We start from the raw sequence: 15,783 nt of genomic DNA, 5'->3' as shown, positions 1-15,783 counted from the left end.
TCGGGCGGCCGGACCTTTTCGGGCAGCGGCCGCCATCGCCACCCGCCGAAACGGCGGGCTGCGCCACCGTCACGGGTCGAGGGCCAGCGTGCCCTGAGTGTAGATCGCCCGGCCGATCGCCGAGGGATGCGACACGTCAGGACACCATGCTCGCGATCGCCGACGCCAGTTCGGGCCCCGCCGAGGTCTCCAGGTTCTGATAGCTGCCCCCGGTGATCTGTGCGACCGACTCCCAGGTGGCCCGGTCCGCGTCGTCGCCGAAATCGATGACGTTGACCGCCACCGGACGCTCGGGGTCGAACGCACCCCTGATGTACTGCTGAAGGCCCTCGGCGCCCAGCGATTGATCCGTGTGTGGTCCGGCGGTGATCACGAGGACCGAATTCTGCTGGCCTTCTCGGTATGCCGCCGATGCGTCGGTGTAAACCAGTCGCAGCGTGGTGAACGAGACCGCACCACCGCTCGAGGCGCTCTGCCCGTTCAGCGCCGCGGTCAGAGCCTCTGATCGGGGCTGCCCGTCGAGCGGTTCGGACAGCGCCCCGAGGCCGACCACAGACCGCCCTGCGACGCCGTCGAACGTCCACAGCCCCACGCCGGAATCCCCGGGGAGCACCTGCACCCGTGCCCTGAGCGCGTCGGCGACGTTGGCCAGTCGCGACCTGCCACCTTCGTCTGACGGCATCGACTGGTCGAGCATGATCGTCACGGTCGGACTGGCGACCGGAGTGGTCAGCGTGTCGGCGATCGTCGCCCGCAGAGCTTTGTCGCCGACGTTCAAGGGCGCCGCGACCGGCGCGAAGTCGACGACCTCACTGGATGGTGGCGCGACCCCGTCGGCGCGGAACCCCGCTGCGGCGAGGTCGCCGAGTTGCTCGGGTTTGCGGAGGAACCGGGCGAACTCGCTGGCAGCGGTGATCTGTTCCTGGGTCAGCCAGTCACCGGCGAGCAATACGGTGGGAAAGTCGGCCATTGCTGTCGGACCTGGTGGCAGCCAGGTTGCCAGCTTTGCGGCCGCGTCGGACACCGACGACGCGCGCACGAAGACCTGCTGCTCGGTGGTGACGACGGCGTGGACCGGCGAGGTCGCCGGATCGGATGCGTCCACGAGGGCGTCCAGGGCGGTTCCCGCGCTGGTGTCGGCGAGTTCGGGTGCGCCGCCGATCAGCGTGCTGACCGCGCCCAAACCCGCGCTCGCCGGAGCACCGGACGGCGCGGCGGCGGCCGCCACAGCCTCGGCCGCCAGATAGGTGGCGTCACCGTCCTGGGTCAGCGGCATCGCCAGGCGAAGCCCGCCCCACCCCGGGAGTCCGAGCCCGTCGAGCGATGCGGGATCTGCCTGCAGCCCCGGCAGCGTTCCCCAGGTCTGTTCGTCCAGGGCACCTCGCAACTGCGGGGACACCGCGAGCACCACCGGCGACGTCACCAGGGACCGGCTGTCGCTGATGGTCTGGGCGCCGGCCGCGACCTCCAGCCGAGCCTCCGACACCGAGCTGGCCGGAATCCACAGTGCGGGGCGCTCGCCGAGGTCGGCCGGCCACTCGCCGGTGAAACCATTGACGACCTGGTCGGAATCGGCGGACTCGACCGCCACTTTGACACAGCGGTCGCCCACGGGAGCCGCGGTCTCGTTGTAACGCTCGGCCAGCGCGGCGATCGGCTCGGTGATCGCCGGGTCCGCGACGACAGCGACATCGACTTCACCGTCGACACACCGCGCCGCGGCGACGTCGGACCGGTTGGACAGCGCATCCCCGAAGAAGCGCCACAGGATAACGACACCGACGAGCACGACCACGCTCACCAGGGCGACAATGACACCGATGCTGACGCCCCGCCGAGTCGGCGTCACCGAGCGGTGGCTACCGGTCCACTCTCCGCCGTCCCAGTCGCCGCCGTGCTGCGGGCCTGCAGACCGCGCCGGAGGCGGGCTGTGCGGGTAGGCGTCAGCCTCGAAACCCCGCTCGTCGGGCTCGACACCGTCATCGACCCCGAACCGCTCGGTCTGCTCATCCGCGGGTTCCTGGCCGGCGGAGTCCTCGGGATCGGGAAGGCTGTGTCTTCCCATGTCAGCCGGTCCCGCCTGCGCAGATGTGCGGTCGACCAGTCAGTACCGATTTCACCACATCAACCAACGTTGTTAGCCGCCTTGAACTCTCGGCGCCTGCGGTGCAGGATCGGCTCGGTGTAGCCGTTGGGCTGCTCACCGCCGGACAGGATCAGTTCCTGTGCCGCCTGGAACGCGATGTTGTTGTCGGGGTCGGGAGTCATCGGCCGGAACTCCGGGTCCCGGGCATTCTGCTCGTCGACCACCGCCGCCATCCGCCGCAGGCTCGCCTTGACGTCCTCTTCGGTGATCACCCCGTGGCGCAACCAGTTCGCCAGCAGCTGGCTGGAGATGCGCAGCGTCGCACGATCCTCCATCAGCGCCACATCATGGATGTCGGGCACCTTCGAACAACCGACGCCGGCGTCGATCCAGCGCACCACGTAGCCGAGGATCGACTGACAGTTGTTGTCGACCTCCTCGCGGATCTCCTCCGGGGCCCACGCGAGTTCCTTGGACAACGGGATCGTCAACAGTTCCTCCAGCGAGGACCGCTTCTCGCCCTCGAGGTCTTTGTGCACCGCGTACACGTCGACCTCGTGGTAGTGCATGGCGTGCAACGTCGCCGCCGTCGGCGACGGCACCCAGGCGGTGGTGGCACCGGCCTTGGGCTGGCCGATCTTCTGCTCGACCATGTCGCCCATCAGCTCGGTCATCGCCCACATGCCCTTGCCGATCTGCGCCCTGCCGGAGAAACCGGTGGCCAGCCCGATGTCGACGTTCTGGTTCTCGTAGGCCTGGATCCACGGCTGCGACTTCATCGCACCCTTGCGGATCATCGGACCCGCCTGCATCGAGGTGTGGATCTCGTCGCCGGTGCGGTCCAGGAAACCGGTGTTGATGAACACCACCCGGTCGGCGGCAGCCTTGATGCAGGCTTTGAGGTTCACCGTGGTGCGGCGCTCCTCGTCCATGATCCCCACCTTGATGGTGTTCTGCGGCAGGCCGAGCACGTCCTCGACCCGGCTGAACAGCTCGCAGGTGAACGCCACCTCTTCCGGGCCGTGCATCTTGGGCTTGACGATGTAGATCGAACCGGCGCGGCTGTTGGCCAGCGGTCCGTTCGCGCCGTCGTTGTCGGAGGCCTCCCGCAGTCCGTGGATTGCGATCAGGCTGGTGAACAGCGCATCCTGGATGCCCTCGGGAACCTCTGCGCCGTCCGCTCCGTCCGCGTCGAACACGATCGCGTCGTTGGTCATCAGATGGCCGACGTTGCGGACGAACATCAGGCTGCGGCCGGCCAGCGTGAGTTCGCCGCCGTCGGGGGACTGGTAGGTGCGGTCCTCGTTGAGGACGCGGGTGAACGTCTCATTGCCACCCGAGGAGGACTTCGTGACTTCCTCGTTGAGATCGCCGCGGTTGAGACCGAGCCAGTTGCGGTAGCCGAGGACCTTGTCATCGGCATCGACGGCGGCCACGGAATCCTCGAAGTCCATGATCGTGGTGACGGCCGATTCCAGCACGACATCTTTGATGCCTGCCGCGTCGGTGGAGCCGATCGGGGAGTCCGGATCGATCAGGATCTCGACGTGCAGACCGTTGTTGACCAGCAGCACCGCTTCGGGGTTCGCCGGGTCGCCGAGGTAACCGACGAACTGCTCGGGGGTGGCCAGGTGTGACCTGCCGTCACCCAGGGTCACCGCGACCTGACCGTCGTCGAGCGCGAGTGAGGTGATGTCGGCCCATGAGCCCGACGCCAACGGCACAGCCTGGTCGAGGAAGCGACGGGCGTAGGCGATGACCTTGTCACCGCGCACCGGGTTGTATCCAGAGCCCTTTTCCGCGCCGTCCTCCTCACCGATGACGTCGGTGCCGTAGAGCGCGTCGTAGAGCGATCCCCAGCGGGCGTTCGCCGCGTTCAGCGCGAACCGCGCGTTGAGGATCGGCACCACCAACTGCGGACCGGCGGTGGTGGCGATCTCGGCGTCGACGCCCGCGGTGGTGATCGTGAAGTCCGCCGGTTCGGGCTGCAGGTATCCGATGTCGGTGAGGAACCGCTGGTACTCGTCGGCGTCGAAAGGCCCGATCACCCTGGCGCGATGCCACTTGTCGATCTGCGCCTGCAGGTCGTCCCGGCGGGCGAGCAGATCCTGGTTCTTGGGTGTCAGGTCGGCCACGACCTTGTCGACACCGGACCAGAACGTGTCGGGGTCGAGGTCTGTGCCCGGCAGCGCCTCGCTGTTGATGAAGTCGTACAACACGGGGGCGACGCGCAGGTTGCCCACCTTCACGCGTTCGGTCATGGTTCCTCCCTCGCCTGCACGTGCGCCTCGAGGCGCACCTGCCTTGTGCAATCGGTATGCAGCAATGTCGATCCAGCTTACCCAGCGGTAGCAGGGCTAATACCCCGTGGCGTCGTCCAACAGCGCTGTGCAACGGCTCAACAGCGTGGCCCGCAGTGGTGCGGCCCGTTCACTGATCGCTTCCTGCGCCCGAGCGTATTCCCGACGACCGTCGGTGGTTTCGACGGCAATCGGCTCGAACCCGAACTCCCGCAGATCGTAGGGGCTCGCCCGCATGTCGAGAACCCGGGCGTCGGTGGCGAGCTCCAGGCAATCCAGCACCAGCCCGGATTCGATGAGCGGCCCGAGCTTGAACGCCCACTTGTACAGATCCATCCCGGCATGCACACATCCCGGCTGCTCCGCGTCCATCTGGGATTCCCGGGTCAGGTGCGCGGCGTTGCGTCCTGCCGCCGGCTCGGTGAAGAACCGGTATGCGTCAAAATGACTGCAGCGCAGCGGCATCGAATCGACCACCGCATCCGTGCAGGCGGCGCCGAGGCGCAGCGGCACGCCAGCATGGCGCACCGAAGGAGCGCGGTACACCATCGCCCACTCGTGCAGACCGAAACAGTTGAGCCGCGCCGGCCGGGAGGCCACCGCACCCAGCAGTTCCGCGATGAACCTCACAGTGCCTGCCCGCGCATGAAGGTAGTCACGGCTCACCGTGACGCCGTGGGCGTGCCGGGTGTACCCGGTGCGATCGAGGTAGCGATCCGCGGCCGCGCCGGCGAGGACGGTGCCGTAGCCGGGATGCCACAGCCGCAACTGGCGGGGCCGGAGGCTGTAGTAGGTGAACAGGAAATCGAACACGGGATGTGCGAGTCCCGCACGCCTGCGCGCCAGGTGCGGCGCCAGCAGGTCGTCGGTTCGCCGGCGGTGGGCCGCGGCGCGTTCCAGCCAGAGCTCAGATACCGCGGCGAGCCGCGAATCAGATACCGCGGCGAGCCGCGAATCAGATACCGCGGCGAGCCGCGAATCAGACACGATGGGTGCCGTCGCGGACGGTTCCCACCAGGTCCTCGACCAGATCTTCGAGCGCCACCATCGCGGTGACAGCACCGTCGGCCGCGGTGACGAGCGCCAGATGACTGTTGGTGCGACGCAGCCGGGACAGCGCGTCGGGCAGCGGGAGCGAGGCAGGCACCCGGGGTAGCGGTCGCACCATCGACGAATCCACGATCGTGGCGTCGTCATACGGGTCGTTGACCAGCGGCAGCACGTCTTTGATGTGCAGATAGCCGATGAACGCGCCATGGGGGTCGGCGACGGGGAATCGGGAGTATCCGGTCTCCGTCAGGGCCTCTTCGAGGGCGCCGACCGTCGGGCCGGCCCCCTCCCCGGAAACGGGGACCGCTCGGATGCGGTCTAGCGGTATCGCGACGTCGTCGACCACTCGGTTGCGGATCTGCAGGGCGCGGGTCAGCCGGGTGTGCTCCTCGGGATCGAGCAAACCTTCGGACAGCGACTCGGCGATCATCTCCGACAGTTCGACGGTTGACACCGTCACGTCGAGTTCGTCCTTCGGTTCCACACCGAATCCGCGGAGCGTGACGTTGGCGCACCAGTTGTAGAACGCGATGAACGGCCGGGCGGCACGGATGTAGACCAGGTAGACCGGAATCAGCAGCATGGCGGTGGACTCGGGCCCGGCGATCGCGATGTTCTTGGGCACCATCTCGCCGAGCAGCACGTGCAGCGTCACCACGATGGACAGCGCCACCAGGAACGACACCGTGTGCAGCAACGCGGCCGGGATGCCGAGGAGGCCGAACGGCTTCTCCAGCAGGTGCGCGACCGCCGGCTCGGCCACCCGGCCCAGCAGGATCGAGCACACAGTGATGCCCAACTGCGCGCCGGCGAGCATCAGCGACAGATTCTCACCGGCCCTGATGACGGTGACCGCGCTTTTCTTGCCCTGTTCGGCCAGCGCCTCGAGACGGTCGCGGCGGGCCGAGATCAGCGCGAACTCCGAGCCGACGAAGAACGCGTTGGCGCCCAACAGCAGCACCGTGAGCAGGACGCCGAAGATGTCTCCCATCAGCTGGCCCCATCCACGTCGCCGCGGTGGCCCAGCTCGGCGAGCTCGAGCAGGTCGATCCGGCGGCCGTCCATCCGCAGCACCGTCGCCCGCCAGCGCACCGGATCCTCGATGGAACCATCCGGGTTGAAGGCGGTCAGCTCCACCGATTCGCCCTCTTCCGGGATGTGGCCCAAGGTCTCGAGCACCAAACCGCCGATGGTTTCGTAGTCGCCTTCCGACGCGCGGAACGCGGTGCTCTCGGCCACCTCGTCGATGCGCAGCAGCCCGGACACCTGCCAGCCTCGCCCGGCGGCCACCACGTCCGGCGGTTCGTCGTCGTGTTCGTCGCGGACGTCTCCGACGATCTCCTCGATCAGATCCTCGACCGTGACCATGCCCGCCGAGCCGCCGTACTCGTCGACCACCAGCGCCGTCTGCAGGCCGTTGGCGCGCACCTCCGACATCACCGCGTCGCCGTCGAGGGTCGACGGCACCTTGGCGACCGGCTGCACGATATCGGCCAGCCGGGTGGAGGACCGTTCCCCGTACGGCACCGCGAACACCTGTTTGACGTGGACCACACCGATGGTTTCGTCGAGGTCGCCCCGGATCACCGGGAAGCGGGAATGCCCGGTCCGCACCGCCGCCTCGCTGAGGTCGGCCACCGTGTCCTCGGCCTCCAGCGTGTCGATCTTGGACCGCGGTGTCATCAGCTCCTCGGCGGTGCGCTCCCCGAACTGCAACGAGCGGTTCACCAGGACGGCGGTCACCGGGTCGAGCGACCCGCTGCGCGCCGACGTGCGCACCAGCGACACCAACTCCTGCGGTGACCGCGCAGAGCGCAGTTCTTCGGCGGGCTCGATACCCATTCGTCGGAGAATCCGATTCGCGGTTCCGTTGGTGAACCGGATCAGCGGCGTGAACGTGAACGAGAAGAACAGCTGGGGACCCGCCGACCACCGCGCGGTCGGAACGGGCCGGGCGACGGCGAGGTTCTTGGGTACCAGCTCGCCGAACACCATGGAGATGGAGGTGGCGAGCAGGATCGCCAAAGCCAGGGCCAGGCCGCTGACGAACTGCTCCGGCACCCGGACGGCACTCAGCCCCGGCGCGATCAGCCGCGCGACGACGGGTTCAGCGAGGAACCCGGTGGCCAGCGTCGTGATCGAGATGCCCACCTGAGCGCCGGACAGCTGGGTGGACAGCGTGCGGTGGGCCTTCTGGACGAGCTGGTCGCGGCGGTCACCGGTGCGGACGTTGGCCTCGACGGTGCTGCGCTCGAGCGCGGTCAGACTGAACTCCGCGGCGACGAACACCGCAGTTCCCGCGGTGAGCATCATGAACGCCAGCAGCGCCAGCATGGACATCAGCGGGCTCACGGCAGTGCTCCCGCGGTCGGGGCGGCGCGGAGCAGGTCGATCGGGCGACCGGAGACGCCGGGCAGGGTGCCCGGCCGACTAGGGGACGGCTCGGCCTCGGCGGGCTCATCGCCGGGCTGCTCGGCGTGTACGGCCGGCTCGGATGGGCCTCCGTCCAGTGCCTGCGGCACCTGGTCCCTTTCGTTTTCGCGCGGACGATTCGCGGCAGCGCTGAGCCGCCGGATTCGACTGATGGTCAACACATGCTAGCTGAGCCACCGGGCATTTCTCGCCCGGCCACCGTTCAGTTAGCCTAACCTCACCCAATGGTAGGTTCGGTCCCAGATCGCAGGTGTGCCGCAGCCAGCACGCCGTTCACCAACAGATGGAGCTCACTTGATGTCGATGTCGATCTCCCGCGCCGTCGGCGCGTTCGGAATCGTGGCGGCGATGCTGGCTTTCACAGCCTGCGGGTCGCAATCACAGTCTGAGGACAGCGACAAGATCGTCGTGTACTCCGGCCGCAGCGAAGAACTGGTCGCACCGTTGATCGAGCAGTTCACCACCGACACCGGCATCGAGGTCGAGACACGTTATGCCGGCTCCGGTGAGATGGCGGCACAGCTGCTCACCGAGGGGGACCGGTCGCCCGCCGACGTGTTCTTGTCGCAGGACGCGGGCGCGCTGGGCGCAGTGTCCAAGGCAGGGTTGCTGGCACCCATCGACGCCGCGACGCTGGAGGCGGTTCCCGCGCAGTATTCGGCAGCGGACGGCACCTGGGTCGGTGTCTCCGGCCGGGCGCGCGTGATCGTGTACAACCCGACCCTGGCGCCCAATCCACCCGACACCATCGACGGTCTGCTGGCGCCGGAGTGGAAGGGCAACATCGGGTTCGCCCCCAGCAACGCCTCCTGGCAGGCGTTCGTGACCGGGCTGCGGGTGCTCCGCGGGGAGGACGGCGCCGAGGAATGGTTGCGGGCGTTCGAGGCCCAGGATCCGCAGGCATACGAGAACAACGTCGCGGTGCGAGATGCCGTGGATTCCGGCGAGGTCGCACTCGGCCCGGTGAATCACTACTACCTGTACGAGCTGATCAACTCCAAAGGTGCTGACGCCGTCACCGCGGAGAATCAGTTCATGGCGCCGGGGGATCCCGGCGGCCTGGTCAACGTCGCCGGTGTCGGGGTGCTGAAGTCGGCGCCGAATCCCGAGGGGGCACAGGCATTTGCCGCATATCTGGTAGGCGAGTCCGCCCAGCAGTACTTCGCCGAGGAGACGGCGGAGTTCCCACTCGTGGCCGGCGTCGCATCATCGGCCGCGATTCCGCCGCTGAGCGACCTGCAGCCGCCCGCAGTGGACCTCTCACAGCTCGACGACATCGAGGCCACGCAGGAATTGCTGGTCGAGACCGGCTTGCTGACCAACTGACCGGGTTGAGGTGACCGTGGGGCGCAGCCGGCCGCCCGCGCTGCTGCTGATACCGGCGGCCCTCGTTGCGGCCGGCACGCTGATCCCGCTGGTCTATCTGGCAGCGCGGGCGTTGGAGCGCGGCTGGCCGTTTGTCATCGAGGAATTGGTCCAGCCACGCACCGCAGCGTTGGTCGGCCGGTCGCTGCTGCTCGTGGTCGTGGTCACCGCGGCGTGCGTGGTCCTCGGGGTGGGGTTGGCGGTGCTGGTCACCCGCACCGACATCCGGGCCAGGCGCGCCCTCGCGGTCACCCTGACCCTGCCCCTGGCCATGCCGAGCTATCTGCTGGCCTACCTGTGGGTCTCCGCCTTTCCCGGCATTGCCGGTTTCTGGGGCGCCTGTCTTGTCCTGACGCTTGTCAGCTATCCGCTGGTGCTGCTGACCACGATGGCCGCTCTGGCGCGCGTCGACCCGGCCCAGGAGGAGGTGGCGCGGTCGCTGGGCCTCGGGGGATTCGCGGTGCTCTTCCGGGTGACCTTGCGCCAGGCCCGCGCCGCGATCGCCGCCGGCGCGCTGCTGGTCGGCCTGTATGTGCTCAGCGATTTCGGTGCGGTCGCCGCGATGCGTTTCGAGGCGTTCACATGGGTGATCTACGGCGCGTACCGCTCCGGGTTCAACCCCGCCCGGGCGGCGGTGCTCTCGCTGGTGCTGATGGCGTTCGCGGTGGCGCTGGTGCTCGCCGAAAGCCGCGCCCGGGGGCGGGCCGCCTCGTCCCGGATCGGCGGCGGTGCGCCCCGGCCTGCGCCGTTGAATCGGCTCGGGGCCTGGAACTGGGTCGCACTGTTGGTGCCGGTGGCCGTTCTCACCGCCGCGATCGTCGTTCCCAGTGTGACGCTGGCAGATTGGCTTCTGACGGCGGGTCCGCGGTGGGATGTCGCGGAATGGTTCTCGGCACTCGGATCGACGGTCTGGCTCTCGGTTGCTGCCGCGGTGGCGTCGACCGCCGCGGCGCTGCCGCTCGGCGTCCTCGCCGCCCGGCACCGCGATCGGGCCACCCGGACGTTGGAAGGGGTCAGCTATGTGGCGCACGGGTTGCCGGCGATCGTGATCGCGATCTCGATGGTGTCGCTCGGCGTGCTGCTGCTGCGTCCGATCTACCAGCGCGAACCGCTGCTGATCCTTGCCTATACGGTTCTGTTCGTGCCTCTGGCGATCGGATCGGTCCGTACGGCAGTGGAAGCCGTCCCCGCTCGCCTGGAGGAGGTGGCCCGTTCGCTGGGCCGCACACCTCAGCGCGCCTTCGGCGCGGTGACCGCCAGAATCGCGCTGCCCGGCATCGCAGCCGGTGCGGCGCTGGTGTTGTTGACCTGCATGAAAGAATTACCGGTCACGCTTCTGCTGCACCCGACCGGCACCGACACCCTGGCGACTCGGCTGTGGAACTACAGCACGGTCAGCGACTACGCCGCCGCAGCGCCCTACGCGGCGGCTCTGCTGGTGTTCGCCGCCGTCCCGACAGCGATATTGGGCTTGTGGAGCACCGGCGCAGGCGGTGTGCGCAGTGACTGAGGTGAACACGCCGGCCGTTGCGGCCCAAGGCATCTCCAAATCCTTCGGCGATCGCCAGGTGTTGTCCGACGTCGACCTCGTGCTGCCCGAAGGTACCATCACCGCGGTGCTGGGTCCCTCGGGCTGCGGCAAGACCACGCTGCTGCGGATTCTCGCAGGCTTCGAGAATCCCGATACCGGAACGGTGCGCATCGCGGGGGAGACGGTGGCGGGCGGCCCGACGACCGTACCGGTGCACCGGCGGCGGGTGGGCCTCATGCCGCAGGAAGGTGCCCTGTTCCCGCATCTGAGCGTCGGGCAGAACGTCGCGTTTGGGATGGATCGGGCGTTTGGGATGGATCGGGCTTTTGGCATGGCTCGGGCCTCGCGCAGGGACATCCATGACCGCGTCGCGCACTGGCTGTCGGTGGTCGGGTTGGACGGGCTCGCCGATGCCCGGCCGCACGAGATCTCCGGCGGGCAGCAACAGCGGGTGGCGCTGGCGCGTGCGCTGGCCGCCCAGCCTCGCGTGCTGCTGCTCGACGAACCGTTCGCCGCGTTGGATGCCGGACTGCGCGTGCGGGTCCGCGAAGAAATCGCCGCGATCCTGCGCGCCGCCGGAACCACCGCGCTGCTGGTCACCCATGACCAGTCCGAGGCGCTGTCGCTGCCCGATTCGGTGGCGCTGCTGATCGACGGGTCGATCGCCCAGCACGGCACGCCCGCCGATCTGTATGCCCGGCCCACCAGCCTGGCCAATGCCCGGTTCGTCGGCGCCACGATCGAGCTGGCCGGCTCGGCCAGTTCGGGTGTGGTGCGCACCGCGCTGGGCGCGCTGCCCGTCCGCCTGCCCGTGCCCGACGGGTCGGCCGTGGTGGTGCTACGACCCGAACAGCTGCGGTTCGGCACGGCGACCTCCGGAGAACCCGCCCGCGTCACGGCGTGCCGGTTCTATGGCGCGGACACCGTCGTCCACGTCGAGCTGACCGACGGCAGCGCGGTCTCGCTGCGCAGCCCGGGGGAGTGCGCGCTGGCGGTCGGTTCGGCTGTCACCGTGGAGGTCGCAGGCGATGTGCTCGCCTATCCGTCACCAACCAGTCGGCAGCGGGTGGCCCTCGGCGAACCCGGCCGCTGACTGCACCCCGACCACGGCCTTGGCGTGTAGTTCGGCCAGCGTGGCCGCGCCGACATAGGTGCAGGTGCTGCGCACTCCCGAGGTGATGTGGTCGAGCAGGTCCTCGACACCGCCCCGGGTGGGGTCCAGGCTCATTCTCGACGTCGAGATGCCTTCTTCGAACAGCGCTTTGCGCGCCCGGTCGAAGGCGCTGTCGGCCGCCGTACGGGCGGCCACCGCGCGCTTGGAGGCCATCCCGTAGCTCTCCTTGTACGGCTGGCCCGCGCGGTCTCGCATCAGGTCGCCGGGCGACTCGTAGGTACCGGCGAACCAGGAGCCGATCATCACGTTGGATGCGCCGGCGGCCAACGCCAAGGCCACGTCGCGTGGATGCCGGACGCCCCCGTCGGCCCACACGTGACCACCGAGTTGTGCTGCTGCCGTTGCGCATTCGAGTACCGCGGAGAACTGCGGGCGGCCGACGCCGGTCATCATCCGGGTGGTGCACATGGCGCCGGGGCCGACGCCGACCTTGACGATGGACGCGCCGGCGTCGAGCAGGTCGCGGGTGCCCTCGGCGGAGACGACATTGCCCGCCGCGAGCGGCAGACCGAGGCCCAGCGACGCCACCGCCTTGATCGCGTCGATCATCTTGGCCTGATGGCCGTGCGCGGTGTCGACGACGAGCACGTCCACACCGGCCTCGGCGAGCGCGGTGGCCTTGGCCGCGACATCACCGTTGATGCCGACCGCAGCGGCGATCCGCAGCCGCCCTGCCGCGTCGACCGCGGGGGAGTAGAGGCCCGCGCGGACGGCTCCGGTGCGGGTCAGGACACCGGCCAGGGTGCCGTCGGGCTCGGTCATCACCGCCACCTCGACCGGGGCGTGTTCGAGCAGATCGAAGACCTTGCGCGGGTCGGTTCCGACCGGGGCGGTGACAAGCTCAGTGGTGGCGACGTCCCGCACCCGGGCGAAGCGGTCGACGCCGGTGCACACCGACTCGGTGACCAGGCCGATGGGTCGGTTCTCGAACACCACCACAGCCGCACCGTGTGCTCGCTTGTTGATCAGCGCGCAGGCGTCGGAGACCGACGCGTCGGGGGCCAGCGTGACCGGGGTGTCCATCACCAGATCGCGACTCTTGACGAAGTCGACGGTCTGCCTGACCGCCTGGATCGGCAGGTCCTGCGGCAGCACCACGAGCCCGCCCCGACGGGCGACGGTCTCGGCCATCCGCCGTCCGGCGACGGCTGTCATGTTGGCGACGACCACCGGGATCGTGGTCCCGGTGCCGTCGGACGTCGACAGGTCGACGTCGAATCTCGAGGCGACGTCGCTGGGCCCGGGGACGACGAAGACGTCGTTGTAGGTCAGGTCGTACGGCGGCTGGTGGCCTTGAAGGAACTGCACGCACTCCAGCCTAGGGCCGACGCCGCTACGCCTCGACCTCGCTGCGATCGCCGCTCCACAGGGTGTGGAAGCGCTTGGCCCGGTCGGTGTCGATGCGGCCGTAGGTGTGCGCCCCGAAAAAGTCGCGCAGCCCCTGCGTCAGGGCCGCGGGCAGGCGTTCGGTGCGCAGCCCGTCGTAGTAGGACAGCGCCGAGCTGAAGCCCGGGATCGGGATGCCCAACTCGGTCGCCTTCACCACGACGCGGCGCCAGCTGTCGATCGCGTTCTCGATCGCGGCACGGAAGTACGGATCGACGATCAGCGTGGGCAGTTCGGGATCGTTGTCGAACGCGTCCTTGATTCGGTTGAGGAACTTGGCGCGGATGATGCAGCCACCCCGCCAGATGGTGGCCATGTCGCCGGGGGTGATGTCCCAGTCGTATTCGGCCGAGCCTGCCTGGATCTGGTTGAAGCCCTGGGCATAGGCGATGATCTTCGACGCGTACAGCGCCTGACGGATGTCCTCGGTGAATTGCGCGGCCTCCGCAGGGCGGTCGCCGAGATCGCCCGATGCCAGGCCGGTGGTGGCCTTGCGCTGCGCCACCGAACCCGACAGCGCACGGGCGAACACCGCCTCGGCGATGCCGGTGACGGGCACCCCCAGGTCGAGCGCGGACTTGACCGTCCACCGGCCGGTGCCCTTCTGCTCGGCCTCGTCGAGGATCAGGTCGACCAGCGGCGTGCCGGTCTTGGCGTCGGTCTGGCGCAGAACCTGCGCGGTGATCTCCACCAGAAAGCTGTCCAGCTCACCACGATTCCACTCGTCGAACACGTCGGCGATCTCACCGGCCGATTTGCCGAGCCCGTCGCGCAGCAGCTGATAGGCCTCGCCGATCAACTGCATGTCGGAGTACTCGATGCCGTTGTGCACCATCTTGACGAAGTGTCCTGCGCCGTCGGGCCCGATGTGGGTGCAGCACGGCACGCCGTCGACGTGGGCGGAGATCTCCTCGAGCAGGGGGCCGAGGCTTTTGTAGGACTCGGCGGGTCCGCCCGGCATGATCGAGGGGCCGTTGAGCGCGCCCTCCTCGCCTCCGGAGATGCCGGCGCCGACGAAGTGCAGGCCCCGGTCGGCCATCGCCTTCTCCCGGCGGATGGTGTCGGTGTAGAGCGCGTTGCCCCCGTCGATGATGATGTCGCCGGGTTCCATCGCGTCGGCGAGCTCGTCGATCACCGCGTCGGTCGGGTCCCCGGCTTTGACCATGATCAGCACCCGCCGCGGCTTCTCCAGCGCGGAAAGGAATTCCGGGATGGTCTCACTGCGCACGAAGTCGCCGTCGGAGCCGTGTTCGGCCAGCAGTGCGTCGGTCTTGGCGACCGAGCGGTTGTGCAGCGCCACCGTGTAGCCGTGCCGGGCGAAGTTGCGTGCGATGTTCGACCCCATCACGGCGAGACCGGTGACACCGATCTGCGCCGTACCCGCGGACCCTGTCGGTTCTGGGGACTGCGACGAGCTCATAGACGAAACCCTTCTCTCGTGACGGCACAGCTACTGGTCATCCAACACCCAGCGTGGGTGGGACGCTCACGCAAGAAACAGTCGATGCAGCTCGTTGAGCCACGGCACCGCCAGGGCGACGGTCGGTACGACCAGAACCGCCGCCGCTGCGAAGTACGCGCCTGCTGCGACGATCCGGCTGTTCGGCTCACCGCAGAGGCGTCGTACCCGCACCACCGTCGTCGGCCCGCCGGCGGCCAGAGCGCCTCGCGGGGTCGGGCCGGCCGCACACGCGACCAGCGCCCGGGCCAGCGGGGTCGGACCGGTGGTGCGCACCGCCGCGTCGTCGGCGAGCATCTCGATCAGCAACCGCACCGCGGTCAGCGCGTTGGCGCTGCGGACGAACCTGGGAAACGCGGCGTGGACCGCGGTGAACATCTCGAGCACGAGGTCGTGACGGGCCCGCAGATGGGCACGCTCATGGGTGAGGATCGCGGTGACTTCGCTGTCCGACAGCGTGCTCAGCGCGCCCTCACTGACCACGACGCGGCTGCGGACACCCGGCAGGCAGTACGCCAGTGGCTCGGCCACGTCCAGGATGCGGAGTCCCACGCCGGCCAGGGGGCGCGGATAGTGGCTGCACAGATGGGGGGCGCTCAGGTGCGACGCACCGACGAGGTCGACGACCATCCGGTGGTGGGCACGCCGACGCCGGGTGGCGATCGCGACGTTGAGCACGGACATGACCAGCCGGGCGCCGATCACCAGGGTGAGAGCGAAAACGGTGACGTACACGGTCCACAGTGGCCACCCCAGGACGGTGATCTCACTGGTGAGGGTGGCCGTGGGGCGCCCGTCCTCACCGGGCACGAACAGTCGGCTGGCGATGGCGATTCCCGCGGAGAACGCCGAGAGCACCGCGGCCAGGGCGATCGCCTGCCACAACACAATTGCCGCGCGTGGCGCACGCAGCGGCCAGCCGGCTCGCGCCAGCATCGCCGGCACCGGCCCCGACAGGAGCAGAGCGACGATGGTGAAGGCCAGCGCGGACACGCTGTA

At 68.8% G+C, this 15,783-nt stretch carries 12 protein-coding genes; 3 read left to right on the top strand and 9 right to left on the bottom strand.

From position 1 onward, the window contains the following. Positions 1-136: 136 nt before the first annotated feature. From BEMPMBAN_RS08490 to BEMPMBAN_RS08465, 6 genes are all read right to left on the bottom strand, one after another. Positions 137-2,065, bottom strand: coding sequence for a vWA domain-containing protein (locus BEMPMBAN_RS08490; protein WP_159229925.1), 1,929 nt, complete (start codon positions 2,063-2,065; stop codon positions 137-139). A 59-nt stretch (positions 2,066-2,124) separates the two neighbouring features. Further along, on the bottom strand, positions 2,125-4,347 hold the full coding sequence (locus tag BEMPMBAN_RS08485; protein ID WP_159229924.1) for a malate synthase G: 2,223 nt from the start codon (positions 4,345-4,347) through the stop codon (positions 2,125-2,127). A gap of 96 nt (positions 4,348-4,443) precedes the next feature. Continuing rightward, complete coding sequence (locus BEMPMBAN_RS08480) at positions 4,444-5,373, bottom strand: 3-methyladenine DNA glycosylase (RefSeq protein WP_425294949.1); 930 nt, start codon at positions 5,371-5,373, stop codon at positions 4,444-4,446. Further along, the gene (locus BEMPMBAN_RS08475; RefSeq protein WP_159229923.1) at positions 5,366-6,427 is read right to left on the bottom strand and encodes a hemolysin family protein; all 1,062 of its coding nucleotides are present in this window, start codon (positions 6,425-6,427) and stop codon (positions 5,366-5,368) included. Before BEMPMBAN_RS08475 ends, BEMPMBAN_RS08480 begins: the two co-directional genes overlap by 8 nt. Next, complete coding sequence (locus tag BEMPMBAN_RS08470) at positions 6,427-7,776, bottom strand: hemolysin family protein (RefSeq protein WP_425294950.1); 1,350 nt, start codon at positions 7,774-7,776, stop codon at positions 6,427-6,429. Before BEMPMBAN_RS08470 ends, BEMPMBAN_RS08475 begins: the two co-directional genes overlap by 1 nt. A gap of 8 nt (positions 7,777-7,784) precedes the next feature. Continuing rightward, entirely contained in the window at positions 7,785-7,958 is a 174-nt protein-coding gene (locus BEMPMBAN_RS08465) for a hypothetical protein (RefSeq protein ID WP_159229921.1), read from the bottom strand. A gap of 208 nt (positions 7,959-8,166) precedes the next feature. On the opposite strand from BEMPMBAN_RS08465, the gene BEMPMBAN_RS08460 reads away from it, so the two are divergent. The 3 genes from BEMPMBAN_RS08460 to BEMPMBAN_RS08450 are packed head-to-tail and all read left to right on the top strand — an operon-like array spanning position 8,167 to position 11,858. Next, complete coding sequence (locus tag BEMPMBAN_RS08460; RefSeq protein WP_159229920.1) at positions 8,167-9,195, top strand: iron ABC transporter substrate-binding protein; 1,029 nt, start codon at positions 8,167-8,169, stop codon at positions 9,193-9,195. A 10-nt stretch (positions 9,196-9,205) separates the two neighbouring features. Beyond that, positions 9,206-10,744, top strand: coding sequence for an ABC transporter permease (locus tag BEMPMBAN_RS08455; RefSeq protein WP_200845918.1), 1,539 nt, complete (start codon positions 9,206-9,208; stop codon positions 10,742-10,744). Position 10,745: 1 nt separating this feature from the next. Next, positions 10,746-11,858 carry an ABC transporter ATP-binding protein gene (locus tag BEMPMBAN_RS08450; RefSeq protein WP_159229969.1) on the top strand — a complete coding sequence of 371 codons (1,113 nt, stop codon included), beginning with the start codon at positions 10,746-10,748 and terminating at the stop codon, positions 11,856-11,858. Here the strand turns inward: BEMPMBAN_RS08450 and BEMPMBAN_RS08445 are convergent. The 3 genes from BEMPMBAN_RS08445 to BEMPMBAN_RS08435 form a co-directional block, all read right to left on the bottom strand. Further along, complete coding sequence (locus tag BEMPMBAN_RS08445) at positions 11,811-13,247, bottom strand: GuaB1 family IMP dehydrogenase-related protein (protein WP_159229919.1); 1,437 nt, start codon at positions 13,245-13,247, stop codon at positions 11,811-11,813. The two genes, BEMPMBAN_RS08450 and BEMPMBAN_RS08445, sit on opposite strands and share 48 nt — an antisense overlap. Positions 13,248-13,272: 25 nt before the next feature. After that, complete coding sequence (gene gndA / locus BEMPMBAN_RS08440) at positions 13,273-14,745, bottom strand: NADP-dependent phosphogluconate dehydrogenase (RefSeq protein ID WP_159229918.1); 1,473 nt, start codon at positions 14,743-14,745, stop codon at positions 13,273-13,275. A gap of 66 nt (positions 14,746-14,811) precedes the next feature. Continuing rightward, positions 14,812-15,777, bottom strand: coding sequence for a M56 family metallopeptidase (locus BEMPMBAN_RS08435; RefSeq protein WP_159229917.1), 966 nt, complete (start codon positions 15,775-15,777; stop codon positions 14,812-14,814). Positions 15,778-15,783: the final 6 nt, after the last annotated feature.

The organism is Mycolicibacterium austroafricanum (assembly GCF_902705885.1).
GTDB classification, from domain to species: domain Bacteria; phylum Actinomycetota; class Actinomycetes; order Mycobacteriales; family Mycobacteriaceae; genus Mycobacterium; species Mycobacterium vanbaalenii_A.
Note: the sequence above shows the minus strand (reverse complement) of the source record. Positions and strands in the feature narration are given on the sequence as shown.

Excerpts from the sequence above, each read along its gene's own strand:
- BEMPMBAN_RS08475 (WP_159229923.1), bottom strand. The coding sequence starts at position 6,427 with ATGGGAGACATCTTCGGCGTCCTGCTCACGGTGCTGCTGTTGGGCGCC.
- BEMPMBAN_RS08490 (WP_159229925.1), bottom strand. The coding sequence starts at position 2,065 with ATGGGAAGACACAGCCTTCCCGATCCCGAGGACTCCGCCGGCCAGGAA.
- BEMPMBAN_RS08460 (WP_159229920.1), top strand. The coding sequence starts at position 8,167 with ATGTCGATGTCGATCTCCCGCGCCGTCGGCGCGTTCGGAATCGTGGCG.
- BEMPMBAN_RS08485 (WP_159229924.1), bottom strand. The coding sequence starts at position 4,347 with ATGACCGAACGCGTGAAGGTGGGCAACCTGCGCGTCGCCCCCGTGTTG.
- BEMPMBAN_RS08470 (WP_425294950.1), bottom strand. The coding sequence starts at position 7,776 with ATGTCCATGCTGGCGCTGCTGGCGTTCATGATGCTCACCGCGGGAACT.
- gndA (WP_159229918.1), bottom strand. The coding sequence starts at position 14,745 with ATGAGCTCGTCGCAGTCCCCAGAACCGACAGGGTCCGCGGGTACGGCG.